Genomic DNA, 24,516 nt, shown 5'->3' with positions numbered 1-24,516 from the left:
CGGGGCTCAGGCGTCGTCGGCGGGCTTCTCCTCGGCCGGCTCGAGGCCGAGCTGCTCGACGAGCCACTTGTCGAACTCGATGGCGGCGCGCACCCAGCTGACGGTGGAGGACACAAAGTGCTCCAGGCTGACGCCCGTGCCGGTCAGCATCTGCGCCTCGCCGATGAGACGGATGGTGGCGGGGGTCTCCTCCTCGTCGTGGAGGTGTGTGTAGACCTTGGGCCACAGGGTGCGGCGGTTCCAGTCGTCGATCACGTCGAGGATCTTCTGCTTGTCCTCGACGGGCAGCGGCCGGTCGTAGAAGGTCCGCACCGAGAAGACCTGCTGGTCGTCCTCGCCACGGAACATGAAGTACGTGCGGAATTCCTCCCACGGGGCGGCGAGGTCACCCTCGTCGTCGACGACGTACTTCAGCTCCATCTGGTCGAGGAGCTGCTTGACCAGGTCCTGGTCGGGAACGACGGGGCCCGCCGGTCCTGCGGCCTGAGGCTGGTTCTGGCCCCCGAAATTCGGAATCGAGGACGGATCGATGGTCACCGTGGATTTCCCTTCGTACGGATGTGGCCATCCTCCCCCATGCGACGCGGGGGCTGGCAACCCCTACCGGCGACGCGGCGCGATCTCCCCGCTCCGGGTCAGTGCGCGGAGCGGGGAGACGGGGTTCGGCGACCCTGACCGGAGGTCTTGCCGGCGGCCGGTCGTAGAGCGCCTTGCCGGTCGCCGCGCTAGAGCGTCTTGCCGGTGGCCGGGCCGACGATCAGACCGTCCCCGACGCGGTCCACCCGGACCGTGTCGCCCTCGGTGACCTCGCCCGCCAGGATCTCCTTCGCCAGCCGGTCGCCGATCGCCGTCTGGACCAGACGCCGCAGCGGCCGGGCGCCGTACGCGGGGTCGTTGCCCTCGTCCGCGAGCCACTCCAGGGCCGCCGGGGTGATGTCCAGCGTGAGGCGGCGCTCCGCCAGGCGCTTGGCGAGCCGCTCGATCTGGAGCTTCGCGATGCGGGCCAGCTCGTCCTTCGACAGGGCGGAGAAGACCACCAGGTCGTCGAGACGGTTGAGGAACTCCGGCTTGAACGAGGACCTCACGACCTCGAGGACCTGTTCCTTCTTCTCCTCCTCGCTGGTGAGCGGCTCCACCAGGTACTGGCTGCCCAGGTTGGAGGTGAGGACCAGGATCGTGTTGCGGAAGTCGACCGTGCGGCCCTGCCCGTCCGTGAGACGGCCGTCGTCGAGCACCTGGAGCAGGATGTCGAAGACCTCGGGATGGGCCTTCTCCACCTCGTCCAGCAGGACGACGCTGTACGGGCGCCGGCGCACCGCCTCGGTGAGCTGGCCGCCCTCCTCGTAGCCGATGTAGCCGGGAGGCGCGCCCACCAGGCGGGCGACGCTGTGCTTCTCGCCGTACTCCGACATGTCGATGCGGACCATCGCCCGCTCGTCGTCGAAGAGGAAGTCGGCGAGGGCCTTGGCCAGCTCGGTCTTGCCCACGCCCGTGGGGCCGAGGAAGAGGAACGAGCCCGTCGGGCGGTCCGGGTCGGCGATGCCGGCGCGGGTGCGCCGTACCGCGTCGGACACCGCCTCCACCGCCTCGGACTGGCCGATGAGCCGCCGGCCCAGCTCGGCCTCCATCCGCAGCAGCTTCTGCGTCTCGCCCTCCAACAGGCGTCCCGCCGGGATGCCGGTCCAGGAGCCGACCACGTCCGCGATGTCGTCGGGGCCGACCTCCTCCTTGACCATCGTGTCGTGGCGGACCTCGGCCTCCGCCTCGGAGGCCTCCTCCAACTCCCGCTCGACGGACGGGATCTCGCCGTACAGCAGCTTGGACGCGGAGTCGAAGTCGCCGTCGCGCTGGGCGCGTTCGGCCTGGCCGCGCAGCTCGTCGAGCTTCCCCTTCAGCTCACCGACGCGGTTGAGACCCTCCTTCTCCTTCTCCCAGCGGGCGTTGAGGCCGCGCAGCTCCTCCTCCTTGTCGGCGAGGTCGCGGCGCAGCTTCTCCAGCCGCTGCTTGGAGGCGGCGTCGGACTCGTTCTTGAGCGCCAGCTCCTCCATCCGCAGCCGGTCGACGGCGCGCTGGAGTTCGTCGATCTCCAGCGGCGAGGAGTCGATCTCCATCCGCAGCCGGGACGCGGCCTCGTCCACGAGGTCGATCGCCTTGTCGGGCAGGAAGCGCGAGGTGATGTACCGGTCGGACAGCGTCGCCGCCGCCACCAGCGCGGAGTCGGCGATCTGGACCTTGTGGTGCGCCTCGTAGCGCCCCTTGAGGCCGCGCAGGATCGCGATCGTGTCCTCGACGGTCGGCTCGGCGACCAGCACCTGCTGGAAGCGCCGCTCCAGCGCCGGGTCCTTCTCGATGCGCTCGCGGTACTCGTCGAGGGTCGTCGCGCCGACCATGCGCAGTTCACCGCGGGCGAGCATCGGCTTGAGCATGTTGCCCGCGTCCATGGCGGAGTCGCCGCCGGCGCCCGCGCCCACGACCGTGTGCAGCTCGTCGATGAACGTGATGATCTGTCCGTCGCTCGCCTTGATCTCGGAGAGCACGGTCTTGAGCCGCTCCTCGAACTCACCGCGGTACTTCGCACCTGCCACCATCGCGCCGAGGTCGAGGGCCACCAGTCGCTTGTTCTTGAGCGACTCGGGCACGTCCCCCTTCACGATCCGCTGGGCGAGTCCTTCGACGACGGCGGTCTTGCCGACGCCGGGCTCACCGATGAGCACGGGGTTGTTCTTGGTGCGCCGGGACAGCACCTGGACGACCCGGCGGATCTCCTGGTCCCGGCCGATGACCGGGTCGAGCTTGCCCTCGCGGGCCGCGGCAGTGAAGTCCGTACCGAACTTCTCCAGCGCCTTGTACTGACCTTCGGGATCGGGGGTGGTCACCCGTCGTCCTCCCCTTGCCGTCTCGAACGCGTCCAGCAGTTTCTTCGCCGACGCGCCCTGCTGCGCCAGCACTTCACCGGCAGCCCCGCCCTTGGCCGCGAGGCCGATCAGCAGGTGTTCGGTGGAGAGATAGTCGTCCCCGAGCTCCTTGGCCCGCTGTCCCGCGTCGGCGACGACGGCGAGCAGCTCGCGGTTGGGCTGCGGCGGAGCGACGGTGGACCCCGTGACCCTGGGCTGCGCGGCCAGCAGCCGCTCCACCCCGGACCGCACGGCGGCCTGGTCCGCCTCCACGGCGGCCAGCAGATCGGTGATGTTGGCGTTGTCCTCACCCGTGAGGAGCGCCAGCAGCAGATGCGCGGGGGTGAGATCGGGATGGCCCGCGGTCACCGCCTGACTGGTGGCGGCGTTGATGGCATCCCGGCTCTTGTTGGTCAGCTCGGCGTCCACGTGCGCTCTCTCCTCCTTGCGGGTGGGGGTGTTCCCTCAACACTGACTCAGCGAACTTGCACAAAGTTGAGTCTATTCCACTCAACCAGTCGCGCGTCACCGCGGCATGGCCTTCGGTCCGTCCACCGCCGGACCCGACCTAGCCTGGGGCCATGGCCACAGACGTATCCCATCTCAGTCCCGAGTACCTCGCGTTCTGGCGTGAACACCATCTCTGCACCCTCACGACCCTGCGGCCGGACGGCAGCCCGCACGTCGTGCCGGTGGGGGTGACCTTCGACCCGCAGACGGGGACCGCCCGGGTGATCGCCAACCGGCACACGCGCAAGGTGGCCCATGTGCTGGCGTCGGCCCGGGCAGAGGGGGAGGCGGAAGGCGCGCAGGGGCAGGGCGCCCGGGTGGCCGTCTGCCAGGTCGACCGCAGGCGGTGGGCGACGCTGGAGGGCCGGGCGAGGGTGCGCACGGAGCCGGACGCGGTCGAGGACGCGGTGCGGCGCTACGCGGAGCGCTACGGGCGGATGCCGAAGCCCAACCCGGACCGGGTGCTCATCGAGATCTCCGTGGAGCGGGCACTCGGCAAGGCCTGACCGGAGCGCCGGCGGGCCGGAGGCGCCGTGGAGCGCAGGGCCCGCGTGGAGCACCGCGGAGCGCAGGGCCCGGGGGGAGGCCGCCGAGCAGTACGGGAAATGCACAGCGGCGCCATCGTGTTTCAGGTCCACGATGGCGCCGCTGTGTGGGGGAAGCACCCGAGCGATTTACAACGACGGGGGAATCGCTCAGGCACTGCGGGGGGTGGCAGTGGTGGTGTCTGGCTCGACCATCTGGTGGTCTCGCTGGTCGAGATTGACAAAAATCATGCCGTAGCGGATGGCGCAGCGGACGGGCTGCGGCGCTCCACGGGGCCGGCGAAGGCACCGGTAGGCACGGACGTCCTCGTCCTCCTCGCGCGCCACGACGATCGGCTCTCCGAACAGGGTGACCATCAACGAGTCGCCACGGTGGGGGATTGCCGTGACGAGGTCGATGAAGTGCCACCCCGATCGATAGGCCGTAGCCATCTCGCGCCGGAAGACCCGGTCGTCCGGGGGAACCGTCATGCTTCTGTGCTGGTCGGAGGGACGACTCCCCAGGAAGGCTCGCCAAGGTCGTTGACGACCTTCGCGGGCGCCGAGGCACCCCAGGACGGCTCGGGCGGAATTCCCGCCACTTCACCCGTGGGCACGGAGGCGGCCTGCGCCGTCGCCACCGTGTCGGCGGAAGTGCCGCTCCAGGAGGTCTCGCCGGAAGCCACCGCGCCTAGCGCGGCCGCCGCTAGGGCAAAAGCACAAAGAGCACGTAGCGTCCTAGACATGGGTGATCTCCACCTCTTTTGATCATTCCTCCTCCCCCGCGAATAAGACGATGTCTCACTCCGAACGCTTGCACCAGCGACGGCAGGCATCATGTTCCTGTATTGCAGGAGCCTGAGGGGGTGCGTATGACAGCAAACGAGGGCGAAACCGGACACTCTCACGCAGACGGTGAGCTGTGCGAAGCGGGGAAAAGTCTGTACATCACCGCTCTGCGTACCGGGCGTATAGCCCGGTCAGAGGCAGCGGCCACACCGTGCCTCTTCGATCTCGCCCTGCTGCACCCGGATCCCGACGACGCCCAGTGGCTCCGGCCGGTTCCGCCGACCACCGCGCTGACACAGCTGATACACCCCATCGAGCGGGAGATCCAAGAGCGCAGGCGCCGAACTGTCGCTCTGACCGATGCTCTTGAGCCATTCATGGCGTTCACCGCTCAGAACTCCACCGTCCCACAGGGGATCACGGTCCTCGAAGGCCTCAACCGGATCAACACAACCCTCGACCAAGTCACCGCAGACTGCACCGAGGAGCTTCTCACGGTCCAGCCCGGCAGCGGGCGGCAACCGCATGTTCTGGAGAAGGCCCTGCGCAGGGTGGAACCGCTGATCGAGCGGGGCGTTCGGATGCGCACGCTCTACCAGCACACCGCCCGCCACCACCCCGCCACGCTCGCCTACATGGAGGCGGTCGCGCCGGCCGGAGTGGAGGTGCGCACCCTGGAGGAGATCATCGAGCGGTTGATCATCATCGACCGCAAAGTCGCGTTCATCCCCGCGAGCAGCGACCGGCTGTCCGCGCTGGAGCTGCGGCACAAGGGGATCGTCGATTACCTCGTCGGTGTCTTCGAGCAGTTCTGGCTGCACGGCATCCCATGGGAGGAGCCGATCTCGTACGGACCGGTCGTCGACGGCATCACCGGCGTCCAGCGCTCCATCGCGAAACTGCTGGTCGAAGGCCATGTGGACGAGGCGATCGCGCGGCGTCTGGGGATGAACGTACGGACCTGCCGCGCCCACATCGCCAAGCTGGGCTCGTCACTCGGCAGCGGCAGCCGCGCCCAACTGGGCTATCTCATCGCCCGGTCGGGGATTCTGGAGCAGGACGCGGAGTCGATTCCCGTCAGCCGCTGACGCGTTCGGGGCGGTGCACAGACGACCGGAATCCGTCGCCCCCGGGGGGCGGGGCGACGGATGGCGTGTATGGCGTGTGCATGCCCGCGCCGAGCGGCGACCTGTGTCGGACGGGCGCGTGCTCGCGGCAGGCGGCGACCTGTGTCGGACGGGCGCGTGCTCGCAGCAGGCGGCGAGTTGTGTCAGGCGGGCGCGTGCTCGCGGCAGGCGGCGACGATCTCCTCCAGATCGGTGACGGCCGCGGGCACTCCCTCGGTCAGCAGCACACCCGCCGGGTTGAGCATCACCTCGTCCACCCCGGCGGCCCGGTAGCCGGCGAGCGCCTCGGCGATCTCCCGTGGGCTGCCGGTGACGACGACCCGGTGGTCCAGGAGCGCGGCCGCGCTCGCCGCCGGGTCGTGCGGGTCGACGGCGACGCCCGCCCGGCTCAGCATCGCGGCGTAGTGCGGCGCCTTCAGGTGTTCGCCGGCCGCGGCGAGCGCGATCCGGCGGGGGTCCCGGCCGGGCCGGGCCACGGCCACATGGACGGCGGTCGCGATCCGGGGCCGCAGGGGCCCCTCAGCGGCCCCCTGGCGGCCTGCGGCGCCCTCGGCCAGCGCGGGGGCCAGCACCCCCTCGATGTAGCGCGGAGGGGTCATCCAGGTGATGGCCACATCGGCCACCGCGCCCGCGGTACGTGCCATCCCCGGCCGAAGCACTCCGGCACCGATCTCGACGCGGGAATGGCCCAGCGGCAACAGCCCGCCGTGGAGCCGGTGGTAGGGCCCGTCGTGCTCGACCCGCTCGCCGTCGAGCAGGGCCCGTACCGAGGTCAGATAGTCGTGCACCGCCGTGCGGGGACTGGCGTACGGGCTGCCGGTGAGCCCGGCCACGAACCCCGGATTGCCGATGCCGTAGCCCGCCACCACCGGTTCGCCGGTGAGCAGGGCGAGCGAACGGGCCTGCAACGCGGCCTCGTACGGGTGGCGCAGCGGCAGCAGCGTCACGGAGGTGCCGAGCGGGACGTTGTGGCCCATGCCCGCGAGGTAGGCCATGACCTGGTGGGTCTCCGCCTTGAACGACTGGCACAGCCACAGCCTGCGGGCGCCGGTGCGCTGCACCAGGGCGGCGAAGGGGGCGACCAGTTCGGGGTGGTCGGGCTGGAGCGGGTAGAGAACGGCGGGGTTCGTCGGGGAGTTCGGCGTGCTCATCGGGGAGTTCGGGGTGCTCATCGGCCTTCCTCGTCGTACGTCGCGATCACGGCTTTCGAGGGATCGAGGAAGTGGGCCGCGGCCGCGGCCACTTGGGCGTGGGTGACCTCGGCGAGCACGCCGCGGTAGGCATCCAGCCAGTCGAGCGGAAGCCCCGCCGCGGCGAAGCCGGCCAGCGCGCTCGCCTCCTCCGTCCTGGTGGCCAGGGCGAAGCGGGTGAACCCGGTGGCGTAGGCGCGGGCCCGATCCACCTCCCGCGCCGTGGGACCGGCGTCGGCCAGCTCGCGCAGGGCGTCGGTCACCTCCGCGGCCGTCCGGGCCGCCGTGCCCGGGGCGCCGGAGCACTCGACCTCCAGCCAGCAGCCCGCGCGGTACTCGCGCAGTTCCGCGGAGACCGCGTACGCCAGCCCGTGGCGGTCCCGCAGCCGCCGGGCGAGACGCGAGGAGGCGTGCCCGCCGAGCAGCAACTGCGCCAGATGCAGGGGTGCGTGGCCCGGGTCCGCCGCCGGCACCGCCGGTCCCGCGGTCAGCACCATCGCCTGTGCGGGGTCGTGCGAGGAGAGCGTGACCCGGCCCGGGAACGGCTCGGCCCGCTCGAAGCGTGGCAGCGTCAGCCCGGACGGCCCACCGCTCCAGCTCTCCAGGCGCTCCCCGGCCAGACGCAGTACCTCCTGCGGATCGCGGTCCGACATGACCAGCAGGACGGCCCCGTCGGGGACGACGGCGCGGGCGTGCAGCGCCTCGACCTCACGCCGGGACGGCGGGTCGTCGACGGGGGCGGGGTGGGGGCGGGTGAGCGGATGGCTGCCGAAGGCGTGCGCGAGGACCGAACCCCGCAGCCTCCCCAGCGGCCCCGGGGCCCGGGACGCACCGGCTCCGCGCCGCCGGGCGAGGGCGAGTTCGTCCTCGGTGTACCGGGGGCGCGTCAGGAGATCGGCGAGCAGGTCCAGCGCGCCGGGCAGCCCGGCAGAGAGCACGCTCGTCGCCAGGACCATGGACTCGGCGGTGACGACGGTGCTCAGCTCGGCGCCGAGATCCGCCGCGCGGTCGGCGATGTCCTGCCGGGTGCGCGCCGGGGCGCGGGTCCCGGTGCCCAGGCAGGCGGCGAGGAGCTCCCGGGTGGCGGCGAGCCGGCTGTCGCTGCACGCGTACGGCAGAACGAGCCGGGTCTCGGCGAGGGGCGCGCCGGGGGCCAGGACGGCCACCAGGCGCAGCCCGTTCGCGAGGACGGTCTCGGCGGTCTCGCGGTTCACCGCGGCCCTCCTACGAATTCGGTCACGACGGGCGGCGCGGCGAGCAGCGCCCGGGCGGCGTCGGCCACCTGGAGCGGGGTCACCGCGGCCAGTTCGGCGGCGGGTGCGCTGAGGTGCCCGCCGAAGAGCAGCGCGGCGCGGCCGTGGCCGACGGCCCGCGCGACGAGCGCGTCCTCCTGCCGGTGCGCGGCGACGAGGAGGGAGTTGAGGGCACGGCGGTGTACGTCGGCGTCCACCGGCCCGTCGGCGACGGCACGCAGCACCTCGCGCCACGCGTCCACGGCCTCCGCCGCTCCGGTCCCCGGAGCGCACCCCACCCGTACGAGCGCCACATCGGGTGCGGCCGAGGCGAGCCACTGCCCGTACAGGCCGCAGCTCATTCCGGCGGCGGTGAACCGGGGGTCGCGCCGGACCAGGCGCGGGAAGTGCGAACGCGCGAGGACCTCGGCGAGGACGACATGGGCGAGGTAGGCGGACCGCGAGGCGACGGGGTCGGGAAGGCGGTGGCCGAGGGCGACACCGTCGGTGGCGACGGTGAGGTGCAGAGGTACGACTGCGGCCGTCGCGGGGCGCGTGCTCCGGGGCGGCGGCCGGGTCGACGCCGTCCCGTCCGACGCGGGCCGCGCGCCCGCGAAGAGCGAGCCGACCGTCGCCGTCACGGCCGCCGTGTCGACGTCACCCACGACCGAGAGGACCATCCGGTCCGCCGTGTAGTGGCGGCCGAAGAAGGCCAGCGCCTCCTCCCGCGTCGTACGGGCCAGTTCGGACGCCGTGCCGAAGCTGTCCCGGGCGCCGGGTACGACGGACGCCAGGACGGTGTCCCAGATCCGGCTCCCCGCCGCACCGCGGATCTCCTCGGCGATCACCTCCGTCTCCGTGCGGATGGCCTCGGCGGACGGCGCGAACTCCCGCAGCCGCCGCGCCTCCCAGGCCAGCACGTCGTCGAGCATCGACGCCGGCACCGTCGTGTGGAAGACCGTGTGGTCGCGGTGGGTCTCGGCGTTGCACACCCCGCCCGCCCCCTCCACCCGCGCGACATGACTGTCCGTCGCGTCGTCCGCCGCGGACCCGCCACCGTCGTACGCCTCGCGCATCTCGTACGCCTCCGCGCGCGGGAACATCAGGTGCTCCACCAGGTGCGCCATGCCGTGGCGGCCGGGCGGGTCGTCGTCGCCGCCCGCCGCCACGGTGAGCGCGACGGCCGCGAGACCGCGTGCGTACGGAACGGACTCGACGACCAGGACCGGGCCGTCGGCCGGCCGCTCGACGTGCAGGCTCACGTCAGCGGCCGGAACACGGAGACGCACATCTTGCGGCTGTCGCCGCCGTCGAAGGGCTGCTCGCGCCAGCCCGCGTACCGCGCGGTGAGCTCCAGGCCCGCGATCGCGGCCAGCAGATCCAGCTCGCTCGGCCACAGATACCGCATGACCGTCGTCGCGGACCGGGGCGCATCGCCGTCCAGGAACAGCGTGTTCTGGAGCATCATGTTCTGCGACGCGGGCAGCACGCCGACCGACTCGATCATCACTCCGCGGTCGCCGACGGGGTACGTGGTGACCTCGTTGCTCTTGCGCACGTGGTAGTCGCTGGGGTCGAACGTCTCGACCACCACCGCGCCGTCCGCCGCCGTGTGCCGGGCGATCGCGTGCATCAGGGCGATCTGCTCGTCCACCGCCATCGCGCAGCACAGGACGTTGAAGGGCGCGAGGACGACGTCGAAGGTCCGGCCGAGGTCCAGGCCCGCGAAGTCGCCGCGCACCGGGGTGATCCGACCCTCGGGGTCCTTCTCGGCCAGCCGGGCGAGCATGCCCTCGGACGACTCGACGCCATGGACCCGAAAGCCCTGGTCGGCGAGGGGAATCGCCACCCGGCCGGTGCCGACGCCCAGTTCGAGGACGCTCGCGCCCTTCGGGGTGAGGGTGAGGAGGAACTCCCCGATGTCGGCGAGGTCCGGTGTGGCGGGGTAGACGTCGTCGTACACCGCGGCGAGCGCGTCGCTGTAGGCGGCGGTCACGGCGGCTCCGAAACCGCCCATGTCCGCGGGCAGTTCGGTGGCCCCGGCCGCGTCGGTGTCCGCGGGCAGTCCGGTCGCCGGTTCAGCGGTCTCGGTCGTCATCTCGGCTTCCTTCGTTCGCGGTGAGGTTGTTCTCGGGGTGGAGCGGGTCGATGCCCGCCTCGGTGAAGGCACGGGCGACGCGCTCCTCCAGCGATCCACCGTCCGGCGATCCACCGTCCAGCGGCCCGCCGTCCGTCGTCGCGTGGTCCGTCGTCGCGTGGTCGGACGTCGCGTGATCGGACGTCGCGTGATCGACGAGAGCCGTTGCCAGCGCAAAGCTGCGGTGCTGGCCGAAACTCATCCCTCCGTGCCCCGGCCGCGGGTCCTGCGGGTCCCACGCCGCGGCGACGCCGGGCGCGAGCTGCCGGGTGAAGAGCGAGGTGCTCTCACCGGCCCCGAGTCCCGCGACCGCCTCGACGACGGCGGCTTCCGCCTCCTCGTGGCGGCCATGCAGATAGATCACGATGCCGTCCCGGCGCGGGAAGTCGTCCGGGTCGGAGAGCGCCTTCGCGTGGTACCGCGCCCCGGTCCGCTCCAGCGCCCTGAGGGCGGCGGCCCACAGCCGTACCGCACCGTCCGTGTCCGTCGCGTGCAGAAAGAGCCGGCGTACGGGACCCGGAGGACTGGGCAGGGCGCGCGAGCCCATCACGTAGAAGAAGCCGGGCGACAGCGCCGGACGGCTCGCCTCCAGCGCCAGGTCGACGAGCTGTCCCGGCTCGCAGGGGCCGGGGGTGAGCAGCCGGTCGGCGGGCACGCGGGCGGTGATCTCCGGCAGTCGTACGACGAGTTGGTCCCCGTCGGGCCGGCGCAGCACCTCGATCAGCCGGCCGCGCACCGGCGTCGTGGCGTGCGGCACCCCGGCGGCGAGCCGCCCTTCGAGGCCGGCGTCACGCAGGCTGCGGCGCGGCGGGGTGTCCGCCTCCCGGCGGTGGGCGCCGTTGCCGGCGTGGAACTCCTCGTACAGCGCGTTGCTGAGCCGGCCGCGCAGATCGCGCGGACTGTCGGCGGTCAGCGGCCGGCCCGCGACGGCGGCCGCGAGGCCGTCGGCGCGCACGGACACCCGGTCCAGGGCGGCGGCGAGCCGTGGGGCAAGCGTCTGTGCGGGCGCTTCGGCGGTGAGGGTCATGGGGTGCTCCCGGACGAAGGGCCGAGCCGCAGCGTCGCGACGGCGGCGGCGGGGTCGAGCAGAAGGGTGCGGCCGATGCCGGCAGCGGCGCGGGCGACGGGGTTGAGGACGGCGTGCGCCTGCGCGGTGGCGATCAGCCGGTCGTACAGATGCCAGCCCGCGAAGGCGACGGCCCGCTCGGCGAGACCCGGATCGGGGTCGCGGCACTCCAGATAGCCCTCCCAGAACGCCGCGATACGGGGGATGTGGCGGCGCAGCCCGGCCGATCCGCGCTCGACGATCTCCTCGTGTGTGAGGTCGAAGCCGAGGGCGGGAGCGTCCTTGTCACCGGTCGGCGCGAACACCGAGTACGTCGCCTGGAAGAGCCACTCCCCGGCGAACGCCCCGACGTCCCGTGCGGCGTCGGCCAGCCGGAACTCCTCCCAGTCGCACAGGTGCAAGGTGCCCTCGTGCAGGATGAACTGGTCGAAGCGCAGGTCGCAGTGGGCCGGTGTGCGCGGCGCCGCCCGCTCGGCCTCCCGCAGCCGCCGGAGAGCGGCCACGGCATCGGCGTCGTCCTGCACGAGCTTCCACGCGGCGATCTGCGCCATGCTGCGGTCGCCGACCTCGCTCCAGGGGAATGCCTCCAGCCAGCGCAGCGGCGGCAGCGGGGCCTCGCTCGTGTCGATCCCCTCCACGCCCTGCGGGTCGAGGGAGTGCAGGGTGGCGACGGCCCGGCCGGCGGCCCGGCACAGGTCCTCGCCGAAGTCACCGTCGAGGGCGGCCTCCGAGCCGGATCGCGCGCCGGGCAGCAGCCGGTAGGCGCTGATCGCCGCGTCCTCGTGGGTGCCGAGATGCTCGGGAACCCGCAGCGGGGACTCCGGCGTCAGCCCGGCGGCCAACTGCTCGAAGACAAGGGCGCGTTGCAGTTCGGGGCTGGTGCCGTCGGGGCCACGGGCCACGGTCTTGACGAAGACCTGTGCGCCGCCGCCGGTGGTGCCGGCCCAGTTGTCGTTGCGTCCGCCGAACGACGTGAGCCCGTCGGGCACGAACGGCCCGAGGCCCAGACGCTCCAGCAGCTCGGTCACCTGCGGAGCGGCCTCGGTGGGCCGGTACCGCAGCAGAGCAGGCTCGGTCGTGGTGGTCATGACTCTCCCTGGGGGACCGCGCGGCGGCCCTCCTCGTCGATCAGCTCGGCGGTGAAGTCGAGATAGCCGTGCAGCTCGTCGCTCCACCCGCCGTAGGTGGCGAAGTCCTGCATGTGTGTGGCGACGCGCAGCACGGCGCACCGCCCGACGGCCACCGGGTCGGGACCGGGGCCGTACGTGTCGAGAAAGCCGCGCCGCAGGTCGTCGTTGCCGAAGTACGGCATGGCCCAGGCGAGTTCGACGAGATCGCCGAGCATCCACCCGAGGTCCAGTTCGGGCCGGCCCACGGCCAGGTCCTCGCCGGTCAGCAGCGCCACGCGGCCCCGGCTCAGGGGCGGTATCAGCGCGCCGACGGAGGCCCAGCCGTGGACCAGGTGTGTGCCCCGGGCGGCGTCGTCCGCCCAGGAGGCCAGCCGTGCGGTCCGCCGCTCGCCCCAGACGTCCCGGGCGAGCTCCCGCAACCGTCCTGCGGAATCCGGGAGTTGTTCCCCCGCGATCCACGCGCCGAGCCGTCGCAGTCCGGGCGGGGTCCGCGGCGGGCCCGGTACGCGGACCCGGTGCACCGCCCGCAGGGTCCGGGCGGCCGAGACCAGTGAGTGGGCGGCGAGCCGCCTGGCCTGCGGACGGGGGTCCCGCAGCCAGGCGGCGAGGGAGGCCGACCCGGCGGCCCGGTGGAGCAGCCCGTCGCCGTACGGTTCCGCGACGGCGGCGAGCGCGGCCCCCGTCTCGGGACCGAGGCGCGGTACGAGGGGTGCCAGGGGTGCGGTGAGCGGCCGGGCCGCGAGCGGTCCGGGCAGATGCCACCAGAGGAAGCCGCCGCCCGGATCGTGCAGGACCCGGGTGAGCTGGAGGTCCGTCCCGTACTCGGCCACGGGAGCCGCGGTGGTCACACGGCCGCCTTCGCCGTGGCGCGCGCGACACACAGGTCGTACAGCTCGTTGAGCGGCGCCGAACCGCCATCCGCGACCTCGCCCGTACTGGCGCTCTCGGCGACGATCGTGGGCGCGAGCACCACGCCCGGCCGGTTGCGCAGCACCTCCAGATGTCCTTGGACCACGGGGCTCTTGAGGGAGCCGGGCGGAAGAGAGGGTGCGACACCCACCAAGGCGTCGGTGGAGTGGAGGGCGAGCATCAGTGGTGTGTCGGCGGCGCCGAGCGCGAACCTGCTCACGAAATTCAGGGTGGCGGGATGCACCAGGACGAGATCGGCCCAGCCCGCGATGTCCACGTGCGGGACATTCGGCCCGGAGAATTCGTTCCAGTCGTCGACGACGACATCCCTTTTGGACAGTACGGACACGGCGTCCCGGGAAACGAAACGGCATGCGGACCGGGTGAGCGCGACCCGTATCTCCGTATCGGGAAGGGAATTGTTCAGCCAGTTGATCCAGAAGGGCAGAAAGGCCACCTGGAGCGCTCCCGTTCCGACGACGAGTACGCGTCCGAACCGTGTGTCCGGAAGATCCATGACGCCTCCTCGTGGGCTCGGCGGACGGGACGGGGCCGGGGTCCGGCCGGCAGCGCGGGCGCGCCGGCCGGACCCCGAGGCTCAGCTCACGGCAGGCGTGATCAGCACTTCTTCTCGACGGTCTTCGCGGCGAGGGAGCCGAGCGCGGCGGCACACTGCTGCGAGGAGCGGGCGGTGATGATGGTGGCGCGGATCGCCCACGGGATGGTGGGGCTGAACGCCGGGGCGGCCTCCTTGCCGTCGTGCAGGCCCAGCTCCTCGGCCGAGGTGTAGGCGGTGTAGCCGTCGAACAGGTCCTTCTCGGAAACGTTCTGCATGAGAATTCCTTCGGTGGGTAACTGCCCTTTCGGGCTTATCCGTTGCGGACAGATCGATAGTGGCCCACCTCGCGGACCCGGCACCATTGGCTGTTGCGGCAACGACCGTTGCGGCATTGCCGCTCGGGGCATGGCCGGTCACGGCATAGCCGCAAGCGCCCATTCCCCCCGCACATATAGAGGGACTAGAAATACCGGGGTGAACACACCTGACGCAGAACAGCCTCCGGCCGAGCGGCCCGCGCTGCGCGCGCTGCTCTCGTATGCGCGGCCGCACCGCGGAGTCCTCTCGGTGGTGCTGCTGCTGACCCTGCTGGGCAGCGCCGCCGGCCTCGCCCAGCCCATGGTCATCCAGTCGGTTCTCACCAAGCTGATGACCGGCAGCAGCCTGCGCGACGACATCCTTCTGCTGGTCGGGCTGCTGGTCCTGTCGGTGGGACTCATGTGGTCCCAGGCCTGGTTGAGCGAGCGCACTGCCGAACGCGTGGTCCTCCAGGTCCGCCGCGGCCTCATCTCCCGGCTGATCCGGCTGCGCACCAGCGAGCTGGACCGCACCGAACCGGGCGGCCTGACCACCCGCGTCACATCGGACTCCACGCTCGTGCAGCACGCGGCCACCGGCGGGCTCATCCAGCTCGTCGACGGATCGATCCATCTGCTCGCCACCATCGTGCTGATGGGCATCACCAGCCTGCCGCTGCTCGGCATCACCTCGGGCGTGCTGCTCGTCATCGGCGTCGCCATGGGCGTGGTCATGCCGCGCATCCGCCGCGTCACCACCGAGGCACAGCGCTCCGTCGGCGACATCGGCGCCGCCCTCGACCGCTCGCTGGGCGCCGCCCGCACCGTGAAGGCCAACGGCGGCGAGGCGAAGGAGACCGAACGCGCCACGGCGGCCGCCGAGAGCGCCTACCGCGCCGGACTCACCGGCGCCCGCTACCACGCCATGATCGCCGTGCTCTCCGGCCTGATCGTGCAGGCGTCGTTCCTCGCGGTCATCGGGTTCGGCGGCGCGCTCGTCGCCACGGGCACCCTGGACCTGGCGGCCCTGATCGGCTTCCTGCTCTATCTGTTCAACCTGGGCGGGCCCGTGCTCTCGCTCGTCGGCGGAACGACCGCGCTCCAGCAGGGGCTCGGCGCCCTCGCCCGTATCGAGGAGGTGCGCGAGATGGAGGCGGAGGACGACGTGGACGAACAGCCCGCCGCCCCGGTCGGCCCGCCGCCCCGGGTCACCGTCGAGAACCTGACGTTCGGCTATCCCGGACGGACGCCCACGCTGGTGGGCACCAGCTTCACCGCGCCCGCCGGCGAGGTCACGGCGATCGTGGGCCCCTCCGGGTCGGGGAAGACCACCGTGTTCTCCCTGATCCAGCGGTTCTACGACCTGGACGGTGGCAGCATCCTCCTCGACGGCACCGACATCCGCTCGTTCACCCGGGCCGAGCTCAGACGCCGTATCGCCTATGTGGAGCAGGACTCACCGATGCTTGCCGGCACGATCCGGGAGAACCTCCTGTACTCCGCGCCCGACGCGAGCGAGAACGACATCGCGGACGTGCTGCGCAAGACGCTCCTGGACGGCTTCGTGGCGGGCCTGCCCGACGGGCTCGACACCGCCATCGGCTCCCGCGGCCTCGCCCTGTCGGGCGGGGAACGCCAACGCCTCGCCATCGCCCGCGCGTTGCTGCGTCGGCCCCAGGTGCTCCTCCTCGACGAGGTCACCGCGCATCTGGACGGCCTGAGCGAGACGGCCCTGCGCAAGACCGTCGAACAGGCCGCCGAGGACTGCACGGTGCTGCTCATCGCGCACCGGCTGTCCACCGTGACCTCCGCCGACCAGCTGATCCTCTTCGAGGGCGGCCGGGTTCGCGACCACGGGCTGCACCAGGACCTGCTCGCAAGGAATGATCTCTACCGGGACCTCACCGCGACCCAACTGGCCGCGGCCCACTGAGCACCACCCCGACACACTGTCGTGAACCGTCAGTTCTGACCACACTGAAGGACCGAAGGACCCCCCATGAACGACACCGCCCCCACACCCGCCCCCGTCCAGGACGACCGCTTCGGAGAGCTGCGCATCCGGCTGGAGGGCCAGGAATCCCTGCTGGTCGAGGGCGAGGGGATCCCCCGGATCACCCTCGACCGCACGCCGGACTCGGAGAAGGACGACCACATCGCCATCGGCACCCGTGATCCCGAGCAGCTGACTCTGCGGATCGACGGGACCCCGGCGAAGCTGACCCCGTCCAAGGGCCGTCTGACCCGGCGCTCGTACGCCGTGGACGTCGACCACGCGGGTACGTCGTACCGCCTGGTCCCGGACTCCGTCCCCAGCAGCCGCCTCGTCCGTGACGGCCGGCACATCGGCGACTTCTCCTCGGACGGCGACGGCCGCGTGATAGCGGAGTGGCGCGAGGGCGCGGAGATCGAGCCGCTGGACGCGTCGGTGGGCTACGCCCTCGCGGCGGCCTTCGGCACGGGGGCCCAGCCCATGTGGATGATGGCGATCGACGCGGTGGCCACGGCCCTTCCGTAGCGGGCGACTTCGGGCGCAACGGCGCCGAGCTGTGCGGACGCTCCGGCGCGGAGCTGTCCGTGCGCTCCGGCAAGGAGCTGTCCGTACGCACCGGCGGCCGGCGGGCTGTCCCCGAGCAGGCGCCCGGAGACGCGAAAACGCCGGACAGGCGGGGAGATCCCCGGCCTGTCCGGCGTTCGCGCTCACGCGATCGCAGGCGCTCGCCTCGCCGTCAGACGCGTACGCCCCTGATGTCGTCCGCGTACAGGTTCGACACGAGCGCCGCCTCGAAGCGCGACTTCAGATTCAGCTTCCGCACGATGCTCGTCGTGTGCGCCCTCACCGTGCGTTCGGCGATCCCCAGCCGGCGCGCCACCCACCGGTTCTGCTCGCCGCTCGCCAGCAGGAGCAGCACCTCCAGCTCACGCTCCGTGAGCCGGGTGAAGTCCAGTACGTGTCGATCGGTCACTGATATCAAGGCTGCCTCCTTCATTGATCGTTCACCGTCCCCCGTCCATCGACCGGTCCGGGCCCTCGCAACGTCTTTACCGTTGAATTACCCTCTCCTTGATCACTTCGGTGGCTCGCGCAGCATCTGACCCATGCCCGCCGGGCCATCGGCAGGACGGCACGGGGGGCAACAGTGAGCGGCGCAAGCCTGTCCATACTCGGACTGACAGCCACGGAGGAGCGTGTCTACCGGCACTTCCTGAGGAATCCGGACACCTCCGCCGAGGACATCCATGTCCTCCTCCACGCAGCGCGCGAGGAAGTCGAAAAGGTGCTGGAGCGGCTCACGGAGCTGAGCCTGCTGCGCACGGGAGAGAGCGGCGGGACCGTCGCCGCCGACCCGGAGAACGCGGTGGACCGCCTCACCGATCTGCGGCTGCGTGAACTCCACGACCAGCTCCGCCAGGTCACCCAGTCCCGGCATCTGATCGCCGGGCTGCGGGCCGAGCAGGACGCGCGCCCGCTGGTGACCCAGGGAGTCGAACGGCTGGAGGTCCTCGCCAGGCTCCGCGACCGGATCGACGACCTGGCCTTCTTCGCCCGCGAGGAGATCCTCTCCGTCGAGCCGTACACGGCTCTCACCCCGGAGAACATCGCGCACTCCAGACCGCTCGACACCCGCTGTCTGCGGCGCGGTGTCCGCATCCGCAGCGTGGTGCTGCGCGAGGCGCTCGACCATCCTCCGACCGTCGCCTATCTGCGCGAACTGACCGTGCAGGGCGCCGTGATCCGCGTCGCCGACAGTCTCTCGGAGCGCATCCTCGTCTACGACCGGCAGACCGCGCTGGTCCCCGTCGATCCGGTGGACACCGCCCGCGGTGCGCTGGTCACCCAGCAGGCCGGGCTGGTCTCCAACATCCTGGCGCTCTTCGAGAAGATCTGGGACCACGCGACGGATCTGCCCGCCCTCACGGACACGGAGTCCACGTCGTCGGGCGTGCTCTCCGGTGTCGAGCAGCAGGTCCTCGAGGAGATGTGCCGGGTGGCCAAGGACGAGACGGGCGCCCGGAACCTGGACATCTCGGTCCGTACGTACCGCCGTCATGTGGCCGATGTGCTGCGCATCCTGGGGGCCAGCAGCAGACCGCACGCGGCCCTGCTGGCCCGGGAGAAGGGCCTGATCTAGCAACGGCGGGCGGCCGGCGTCACGAACGCGGCGCCTCGGCGGGCGGCCGGCGTCACGAGCGCGGCGCCGCCTCCCGCCATCCCGGCGATCCCTCCCTGAGCGCGGCCGTGAGCCGCTCGTGTACGACATCCGTTCCGGCTCCCCCCGCCGAATGGACCCGCAACCAGATGCGGTCCTCCTCCACCCGCTGCCCGCAGACCCAGTCCGCGGGCAGCATCCCGATGAGCCTGATGACGGCGATCTCCCCCGGCGCCGCGTCGGCGGCGACGCGGACGGCGTGCAACTCGGTGCATCCCCCCGCTGCCGCGAACCCCCCTGCCCCCACAGGCCCTTCCACCCACGCGGGCTCGCCGGTCTCCGCGAACCCCCCTGCCCCCACGGCCCCTTCCGGCCCGGCGGGTACCTCCCGCGCCCTCTCGACCGGCACCCTCACTGCCAGCCGTTGACGCACATCGCCACGCTGCCCACCACAGTGGAGAAGGGCTTCGGCAGGGGCAGCCCACAGAGCTTCGCGGCCACCTCGGCCGCCCTCCCCGACTGCCCGTGCACACCCTGACCGCCGATGTTCCCGGCCTCTGCCGGGCCGGCCAACGCCTGGGCCGGCGCCGCCAGTGCGAGCACGGCCACGCCCGAGATCAGAGCCGTGGTGCTCTTCCTGGCAACAGTGCTGACGCTCATCGCTCATTCCCCCACAAACCTCGCGTGCTGACTCTTTCCTGCCGGCGAGTTCCAGCCTGCCAGCGGGTCCGGACGCACTCCACCGAGATCGCTGTCAGCTTGCTGCACCGGGGGGTCAGCTATATGCCAGCGGACAGCACGACGGCGGGGCCGGAGAGCATGTCGCTCTCCGGCCCCGCCGGGTGTCCTGCTGAAAGCCCTGGACCGGCAGCCCCGGACCGAAAGGCCCTACTCGGAGGTCCGCTTGGGCCGCCACACCACCAGCGCGCTCGCCTGCTGCACATCCTGGTACGGCACGAGATCGCGCCGGTACGAGGCGTGCACCTGTGCCTCACGCTGCTGCATGGCCGCCGCCGCGCCCTCGACCGCCGAAGCCAGCTCGGCGACACGGGACTGGAGCGCCGCGACCTGGTTCTCCAGCTCGATGATGCGCTTGATACCGGCCAGGTTGATGCCTTCGTCCTGCGACAACTGCTGGACGGTGCGCAGCAGTTCGATGTCGCGGGCCGAGTAACGCCTGCCCCGGCCGGGGGTTCTGTCGGGAGAGACCAGACCGAGCCGGTCGTACTGACGCAGGGTCTGGGGGTGCAGGCCGGACAGCTGGGCCGCCACCGAGATCACATACACCGGTGACTCTTCGGTCAGCTGATAGGGGTTCCGGCTGCGTCCGCTCCGGCCATCCATCTCATGCTCCCTTCGCGGCCTGGAACAGCTCGGCCCGCGGGTCCTCTTCCGCGGTGGCTTCGCGGTAGGCCTCCAGCGCTTCCTTCGCCTTGTCGCTCAGCTCCTTGGGGACCGCGACCTCGACGGTGACCAGCAGATCACCGCGGGTGCCGTCCTTGCGGACGGCTCCCTTGCCACGGGCCCGCATCGTACGGCCGTTGGGGGTGCCCGCGGGCAGTTTCAGCGTGACCGGCGGGCCGCCCAGGGTGGGCACCTTCACCTCGCCGCCGAGCGCCGCCTCCGTGTAGGTGACGGGCACGGTGACCGTGAGGTTGTCGCCCTTGCGGCCGAAGACGGGATGCGCGTCGACGTGTACGACCACGTACAAGTCGCCCGCGGGACCGCCCCGTTCGCCCGGGGCTCCCTTGCCGCGCAGCCGGATCCGCTGGCTGTCGGAGACACCCGCGGGGATCCTGACCTGCATGGTGCGCGAGGAGCGGGCGCGCCCGCTGCCCTTGCAGACCTCGCAGGGGTCCTGCGCGATGAGCCCGCGGCCCTTGCAGTCCACACACGGGTCGGTCAGCGAGAACGAGCCGCTGCCGCCGCGCGAGACCTGGCCGGTGCCGACGCAGGTCGGGCACACCCGGGGTGTGCCGTTCTTGTCGCCGGTGCCCGCACACGCCTTGCACGCCGCCGAACTGGACATCCGCAGCGGGACCGTGGCCCCGTCGACCGCCTCGGTGAAGCTCAGCGTCACCTCGGACTCGATGTCCTGGCCGCGGCGGGGCTGCGTCCGCGTACCCGCGCCGGTGCCGGCGCCGCGGTTGAACAGCCCGCCGAAGACGTCGCCGAGGCCGCCGCCGAAACCGCCGGCGCCGCCGCTCTGCGGCCCGCCCTGGGCGCCCCCGAAGAGGTCGCCCAGGTCGAAGTTGAAACTGCCGCCGGCGGCACCGGGCCCGGCCCGGAAGCCGCCGTTGCCGAAGAGGGCGCGCGCCTCGTCGTACTCCTTGCGCCGCTTGGGGTCGCCGAGTACGTCGTTGGCCTCGGAGATCTCCTTGAAGCGCTCCTCCGCCTTGGTGTCGCCCTTGTTGGCGTCCGGGTGGAACTCGCGGGCGAGCTTGCGGTACGCCTTCTTGATCTCGGCCTCGGTGGCGTCCTTGGGGACGCCGAGAACCTTGTAGTAGTCCTTCTCGACGAAGTCCTTCGTGCTCATCGACGTCCCTCCTCTCGGACGATCATTGCGTCAGCCCTCGTCCGGGCCACCGCTCTCCTCGTCGTTCGCCGTCTCGTCCTTGGGGGCCGCGCCCGGCTGGGGCTCGGCCACCGCGACCCGCGCGGGGCGGATGGTCCGCTCGCCGATGCGATACCCCGGCTGAAGCACCGCGACGCACGTGGTCTCGGTGACGTCCGGTGCGTAACTGTGCATCAGCGCCTCGTGGATCGTCGGGTCGAAGGGCTCGCCCTCCTTGCCGAACTGCTGCAGGCCCATCTTGGCGGCCGCCGTCTCGAGAGATTCGGCGACCGACTTGAACCCGCCCACGAGTTCCCCGTGTTCACGGGCGCGGCCGATGTCGTCGAGCACGGGCAGGAGCTCGGTCAGCAGAGCCGCCGTGGCGATCTCCTTGACCGTGATCCGGTCGCGCTCCACACGACGGCGGTAGTTCTGGTACTCGGCCTGGAGCCGCTGGAGGTCGGCCGTGCGCTCGTTGGCAGCCGTACGGACCTGGTCCAGCTGAGCCGTCAGACCGGCAATCTTTGCTGCGTCCCCTGCCGGGGCCGCCGGGCCCTCCTTCTCGGAGGGCTCGGCGGGCTCGGCGGCGTCGTCAGATGTCGCGCCGGAGGGGACGGAGGGGTTCTCGTCGTGCTCGTCGAACCCCGGAGTCTCCTCCGTCACGCGGCACCACCCTGACGCCCGGAGTCCTTCTCGTCGTCGACGATCTCGGCGTCCACGACGTCATCGGCGGCGTCCGCGGACTGACCCGCGGCACCGTCCTGCGCGCCCTCGGCGCCACCGGCGGCCTGGCCGGCCTGGGCGTCGGCGTACATGGCCTGGCCCAGCTTCTGCGAGACGGCGGCGACCTTCTCGGTGGCGGTGCGGATCTCGGCCGAGTCCTCGCCCTTGAGCTTCTCCTTCAGCTCGCCGAGCGCCTCCTCGACCTCGGTCTTCACATCGCCCGGGACCTTGTCCTCGTTGTCCTTGAGGAACTTCTCGGTCTGGTAGACGAGCTGCTCGCCCTGGTTGCGGGACTCGGCGGCCTCGCGGCGGCGGTGGTCCTCGTCCGCGTACTGCTCGGCCTCCTGGCGCATCCGGTCGACCTCGTCCTTCGGCAGCGAGGAGCCGCCGGTGACGGTCATCTTCTGCTCCTTGCCCGTGCCGAGGTCCTTCGCGGTCACGTGCATGATGCCGTTGGCGTCGATGTCGAAGGCGACCTCGATCTGCGGGACCCCGCGCGGGGCCGGCGGCAGACCGGTCAGCTCGAACATCCCGAGCTTCTTGTTGTACGCCGCGATCTCGCGCTCACCCTGGTAGACCTGGATCTGCACCGACGGCTGGTTGTCCTCGGCCGTCGTGAAGATCTCGGACCGCTTGGTCGGGATCGTGGTGTTGCGCTCGATGAGCTTGGTCATGATGCCGCCCTTGGTCTCGATACCGAGGGACAGCGGGGTGACATCGAGGAGCAGGACGTCCTTGACCTCACCCTTGAGGACACCGGCCTGGAGCGCGGCGCCGATGGCGACGACCTCGTCCGGGTTCACGCCCTTGTTGGCGTCCTTGCCGCCGGTGAGCTCCTTGACGAGCTCGGCGACGGCGGGCATACGGGTCGAGCCACCGACGAGAACGACGTGGTCGATCTCGGAGAGCTGGATGCCCGCGTCCTTGATGACGTTGTGGAACGGCGTCTTGCAGCGCTCCAGCAGGTCCGCGGTCAGCTGCTGGAACTGAGCGCGCGTCAGCTTCTCGTCCAGGTGCAGCGGGCCCTCGGCCGATGCCGTGATGTACGGAAGGTTGATCGTCGTCTCGGTCGAGGACGAGAGCTCGATCTTCGCCTTCTCCGCGGCCTCGCGGAGACGCTGGAGAGCCATCTTGTCCTTGCCGAGGTCCACGCCGTGACCGTTGGCGAACTGCTTCACCAGGTAGTCGACGACACGCTGGTCCCAGTCGTCACCACCGAGGTGGTTGTCACCGTTGGTCGCCTTCACCTCGACGACGCCGTCGCCGATCTCCAGCAACGAGACGTCGAAGGTGCCGCCACCGAGGTCGAAGACCAGGATGGTCTGGTCGTCCTTGTCGAGGCCGTACGCCAGCGCGGCCGCGGTGGGCTCGTTGACGATGCGCAGCACGTTCAGACCGGCGATCTCGCCGGCCTCCTTCGTCGCCTGACGCTCGGAGTCGTTGAAGTACGCCGGGACGGTGATCACCGCGTCGGTGACCTTCTCGCCGAGGTAGGACTCCGCGTCGCGCTTCAGCTTCTGCAGGATGAAGGCGCTCATCTGCTGCGGGTTGAAGTTCTTCCCGTCGAGCTCGATCTTCCAGTCGGTGCCCATGTGGCGCTTGACCGACCGGATGGTCCTGTCGACGTTGGTGACCGCCTGGCGCTTGGCCACCTCGCCGACCAGCACCTCACCGTTCTTCGCGAAGGCGACGACGGACGGCGTGGTCCTGGCACCCTCGGCGTTGGTGATGACGGTGGGCTCGCCGCCCTCCAGAACGCTGACGACGGAGTTAGTCGTGCCCAGGTCGATGCCGACCGCACGTGCCATGTCAATTCCTCCAGCAGACTTGAGTAGATCTGGCTCAAGGATGCACGACCCGGTCTTCGTAGTCAACAGACCTGAGTCGACCCCACTCAACTTTTATCCCGCTCTTATATGCATACTTCGCCGTGACCGGTGCCGCATGCCCGGCCGAACGGCCTCACACGCGTGGCGCAGCGATCGAATGGCGTTCGTCTGCCAGAGTCGTAGCCGCAATACCGCCAAACGCGCAAAAATACGGTCAAGGCCAGTCAACAGCGGAGGAAGGGTGTGCGCCCATGATGCCGGTCGAGCGGCTGACGCCCGTCAGGCGTGTGTCCGCCAAACGCCTGATGGATGTGACGGGCGGCCTGCTGCTGCTCCTTCTTCTGACCCCACTGATGGCCGTCATCGCGGTCACGGTCGCCCTGACCTCACGGCGGGCGGCCCTCGTCCGGCACCGGCGCATCGGTCTCGCCGGCCGCCCCTTCGGCATACTCGCCTTCCGCGCGGCCCCGGGCACCCGCACCGGACGCCTCCTGCGCCGCCACTTCCTCGACGAGCTGCCACAGCTGGTCCATGTCGTCCGTGGAGAGATGTCGCTGGTGGGGCCCCGCCCGCTGCGCCCCGAGGACGCCGACCCCGCCGTCGGCGGGCTCCGCACCCGCCTCGGGGTGCCGCCCGGCCTCACCGGCCTCTGGCAGGTCAGCGGCCGCTCCGACATGCCCTGGGAGGAGAAGGCCGTCCTCGACCTCCACTACGTCGAACAGCACTGGCTGGGACTCGACCTGGCGATCATGGTCCGCACGCTGCCCGCCGCCCTCGTCGGACGCCGCCCGCGCGTCCCGGTGAGGCATGCCTGAGCGACACAGATCACCGGCCGCCCGGCTACAGTGCGGCGGAATAAGTGGGTACTCTCAGCACGGACTGGATAAGTTACCGCT

At 71.2% G+C, this 24,516-nt stretch carries 25 protein-coding genes; 6 read left to right on the top strand and 19 right to left on the bottom strand.

The window, feature by feature from the left end:
• Window positions 1–6: 6 nt before the first annotated feature.
• Both ACQPWZ_RS19265 and clpB read right to left on the bottom strand, forming a co-directional pair.
• Entirely contained in the window at window positions 7–537 is a 531-nt protein-coding gene (locus ACQPWZ_RS19265; RefSeq protein ID WP_313945099.1) for a YbjN domain-containing protein, read from the bottom strand.
• Window positions 538–725: 188 nt separating this feature from the next.
• Entirely contained in the window at window positions 726–3,323 is a 2,598-nt protein-coding gene (gene clpB / locus ACQPWZ_RS19260; protein WP_433571969.1) for an ATP-dependent chaperone ClpB, read from the bottom strand.
• A 152-nt stretch (window positions 3,324–3,475) separates the two neighbouring features.
• Between clpB and ACQPWZ_RS19255 the strand changes: the two genes are divergently transcribed.
• Entirely contained in the window at window positions 3,476–3,910 is a 435-nt protein-coding gene (locus ACQPWZ_RS19255; protein ID WP_340474321.1) for a pyridoxamine 5'-phosphate oxidase family protein, read from the top strand.
• Window positions 3,911–4,099: 189 nt separating this feature from the next.
• Here ACQPWZ_RS19255 and ACQPWZ_RS19250 read toward each other — a convergent pair whose 3' ends face one another.
• Window positions 4,100–4,420, bottom strand: coding sequence for a (2Fe-2S)-binding protein (locus ACQPWZ_RS19250; protein WP_190120959.1), 321 nt, complete (start codon window positions 4,418–4,420; stop codon window positions 4,100–4,102).
• A 380-nt stretch (window positions 4,421–4,800) separates the two neighbouring features.
• Here ACQPWZ_RS19250 and ACQPWZ_RS19245 point away from each other — a divergent pair, with 380 nt between their 5' ends.
• Window positions 4,801–5,805: a helix-turn-helix transcriptional regulator gene (locus ACQPWZ_RS19245; RefSeq protein ID WP_340474320.1), complete on the top strand. Its 1,005-nt coding sequence runs from the start codon at window positions 4,801–4,803 to the stop codon at window positions 5,803–5,805.
• Between the two features lie 182 nt (window positions 5,806–5,987).
• On the opposite strand, the gene lxmJ is transcribed toward ACQPWZ_RS19245, so the two are convergent.
• The 9 genes from lxmJ to lxmA form a co-directional block, all read right to left on the bottom strand.
• Window positions 5,988–7,016, bottom strand: a complete 1,029-nt coding sequence (gene lxmJ / locus ACQPWZ_RS19240) for a F420-dependent peptide dehydroalanine reductase LxmJ (protein WP_433571968.1) — start codon at window positions 7,014–7,016, stop codon at window positions 5,988–5,990.
• Window positions 7,013–8,248, bottom strand: coding sequence for a M16 family metallopeptidase (locus tag ACQPWZ_RS19235; protein WP_433571967.1), 1,236 nt, complete (start codon window positions 8,246–8,248; stop codon window positions 7,013–7,015). The genes lxmJ and ACQPWZ_RS19235 overlap by 4 nt, the downstream gene beginning before the upstream one ends.
• Entirely contained in the window at window positions 8,245–9,528 is a 1,284-nt protein-coding gene (locus tag ACQPWZ_RS19230) for a M16 family metallopeptidase (protein ID WP_433571966.1), read from the bottom strand. The genes ACQPWZ_RS19235 and ACQPWZ_RS19230 overlap by 4 nt, the downstream gene beginning before the upstream one ends.
• Entirely contained in the window at window positions 9,525–10,364 is an 840-nt protein-coding gene (locus tag ACQPWZ_RS19225) for a class I SAM-dependent methyltransferase (RefSeq protein WP_356703649.1), read from the bottom strand. The genes ACQPWZ_RS19230 and ACQPWZ_RS19225 overlap by 4 nt, the downstream gene beginning before the upstream one ends.
• The gene (locus ACQPWZ_RS19220) at window positions 10,345–11,430 is read right to left on the bottom strand and encodes a T3SS effector HopA1 family protein (RefSeq protein WP_433571965.1); all 1,086 of its coding nucleotides are present in this window, start codon (window positions 11,428–11,430) and stop codon (window positions 10,345–10,347) included. Before ACQPWZ_RS19220 ends, ACQPWZ_RS19225 begins: the two co-directional genes overlap by 20 nt.
• Window positions 11,427–12,557, bottom strand: coding sequence for a class V lanthionine synthetase subunit LxmK (lxmK, locus tag ACQPWZ_RS19215; RefSeq protein WP_433571964.1), 1,131 nt, complete (start codon window positions 12,555–12,557; stop codon window positions 11,427–11,429). The genes ACQPWZ_RS19220 and lxmK overlap by 4 nt, the downstream gene beginning before the upstream one ends.
• Window positions 12,554–13,447 (bottom strand): hypothetical protein, encoded by an 894-nt coding sequence (locus ACQPWZ_RS19210; RefSeq protein ID WP_433571963.1) that lies wholly within the window; start codon window positions 13,445–13,447, stop codon window positions 12,554–12,556. Before ACQPWZ_RS19210 ends, lxmK begins: the two co-directional genes overlap by 4 nt.
• Window positions 13,444–14,025, bottom strand: coding sequence for a peptide terminal cysteine decarboxylase LxmD (lxmD, locus tag ACQPWZ_RS19205; protein ID WP_433571962.1), 582 nt, complete (start codon window positions 14,023–14,025; stop codon window positions 13,444–13,446). The genes ACQPWZ_RS19210 and lxmD overlap by 4 nt, the downstream gene beginning before the upstream one ends.
• Before the next feature lie 101 nt (window positions 14,026–14,126).
• Complete coding sequence (gene lxmA, locus ACQPWZ_RS19200) at window positions 14,127–14,342, bottom strand: lexapeptide family class V lantibiotic (RefSeq protein ID WP_313945110.1); 216 nt, start codon at window positions 14,340–14,342, stop codon at window positions 14,127–14,129.
• A gap of 199 nt (window positions 14,343–14,541) precedes the next feature.
• Here lxmA and ACQPWZ_RS19195 point away from each other — a divergent pair, with 199 nt between their 5' ends.
• Window positions 14,542–16,296, top strand: coding sequence for an ABC transporter ATP-binding protein (locus tag ACQPWZ_RS19195; RefSeq protein WP_433571961.1), 1,755 nt, complete (start codon window positions 14,542–14,544; stop codon window positions 16,294–16,296).
• Between the two features lie 66 nt (window positions 16,297–16,362).
• Window positions 16,363–16,881, top strand: a complete 519-nt coding sequence (locus ACQPWZ_RS19190) for a hypothetical protein (protein WP_340474311.1) — start codon at window positions 16,363–16,365, stop codon at window positions 16,879–16,881.
• A 211-nt stretch (window positions 16,882–17,092) separates the two neighbouring features.
• Here the strand turns inward: ACQPWZ_RS19190 and ACQPWZ_RS19185 are convergent, their stop codons facing one another.
• Window positions 17,093–17,329 (bottom strand): LuxR C-terminal-related transcriptional regulator, encoded by a 237-nt coding sequence (locus ACQPWZ_RS19185; protein WP_313945113.1) that lies wholly within the window; start codon window positions 17,327–17,329, stop codon window positions 17,093–17,095.
• A 174-nt stretch (window positions 17,330–17,503) separates the two neighbouring features.
• On the opposite strand from ACQPWZ_RS19185, the gene ACQPWZ_RS19180 reads away from it, so the two are divergent.
• On the top strand, window positions 17,504–18,496 hold the full coding sequence (locus ACQPWZ_RS19180; protein WP_405571395.1) for a helix-turn-helix transcriptional regulator: 993 nt from the start codon (window positions 17,504–17,506) through the stop codon (window positions 18,494–18,496).
• A gap of 52 nt (window positions 18,497–18,548) precedes the next feature.
• Here ACQPWZ_RS19180 and ACQPWZ_RS19175 read toward each other — a convergent pair whose 3' ends face one another.
• From ACQPWZ_RS19175 to dnaK, 6 genes are all read right to left on the bottom strand, one after another.
• Window positions 18,549–18,779, bottom strand: coding sequence for a hypothetical protein (locus ACQPWZ_RS19175; RefSeq protein ID WP_340474309.1), 231 nt, complete (start codon window positions 18,777–18,779; stop codon window positions 18,549–18,551).
• Window positions 18,780–18,925: 146 nt separating this feature from the next.
• Window positions 18,926–19,174, bottom strand: coding sequence for a hypothetical protein (locus ACQPWZ_RS19170; protein ID WP_433571960.1), 249 nt, complete (start codon window positions 19,172–19,174; stop codon window positions 18,926–18,928).
• Between the two features lie 228 nt (window positions 19,175–19,402).
• Window positions 19,403–19,858, bottom strand: coding sequence for a heat shock protein transcriptional repressor HspR (locus ACQPWZ_RS19165; protein ID WP_340474307.1), 456 nt, complete (start codon window positions 19,856–19,858; stop codon window positions 19,403–19,405).
• Window position 19,859: 1 nt separating this feature from the next.
• Complete coding sequence (gene dnaJ, locus ACQPWZ_RS19160; protein ID WP_340474306.1) at window positions 19,860–21,050, bottom strand: molecular chaperone DnaJ; 1,191 nt, start codon at window positions 21,048–21,050, stop codon at window positions 19,860–19,862.
• 30 nt (window positions 21,051–21,080) lie between these two features.
• Window positions 21,081–21,731 (bottom strand): nucleotide exchange factor GrpE, encoded by a 651-nt coding sequence (gene grpE, locus ACQPWZ_RS19155; RefSeq protein ID WP_327682033.1) that lies wholly within the window; start codon window positions 21,729–21,731, stop codon window positions 21,081–21,083.
• The gene (gene dnaK / locus ACQPWZ_RS19150; RefSeq protein ID WP_340474305.1) at window positions 21,728–23,599 is read right to left on the bottom strand and encodes a molecular chaperone DnaK; all 1,872 of its coding nucleotides are present in this window, start codon (window positions 23,597–23,599) and stop codon (window positions 21,728–21,730) included. The genes grpE and dnaK overlap by 4 nt, the downstream gene beginning before the upstream one ends.
• Window positions 23,600–23,871: 272 nt before the next feature.
• Between dnaK and ACQPWZ_RS19145 the strand changes: the two genes are divergently transcribed.
• Window positions 23,872–24,435, top strand: coding sequence for a sugar transferase (locus ACQPWZ_RS19145; RefSeq protein WP_433571959.1), 564 nt, complete (start codon window positions 23,872–23,874; stop codon window positions 24,433–24,435).
• Window positions 24,436–24,516 lie beyond the last annotated feature (81 nt).

The organism is Streptomyces sp. CA-251247, assembly GCF_050952975.1.
GTDB classification, from domain to species: Bacteria; Actinomycetota; Actinomycetes; order Streptomycetales; family Streptomycetaceae; genus Streptomyces; species Streptomyces achmelvichensis.
Note: the sequence above shows the minus strand (reverse complement) of the source record. Positions and strands in the feature narration are given on the sequence as shown.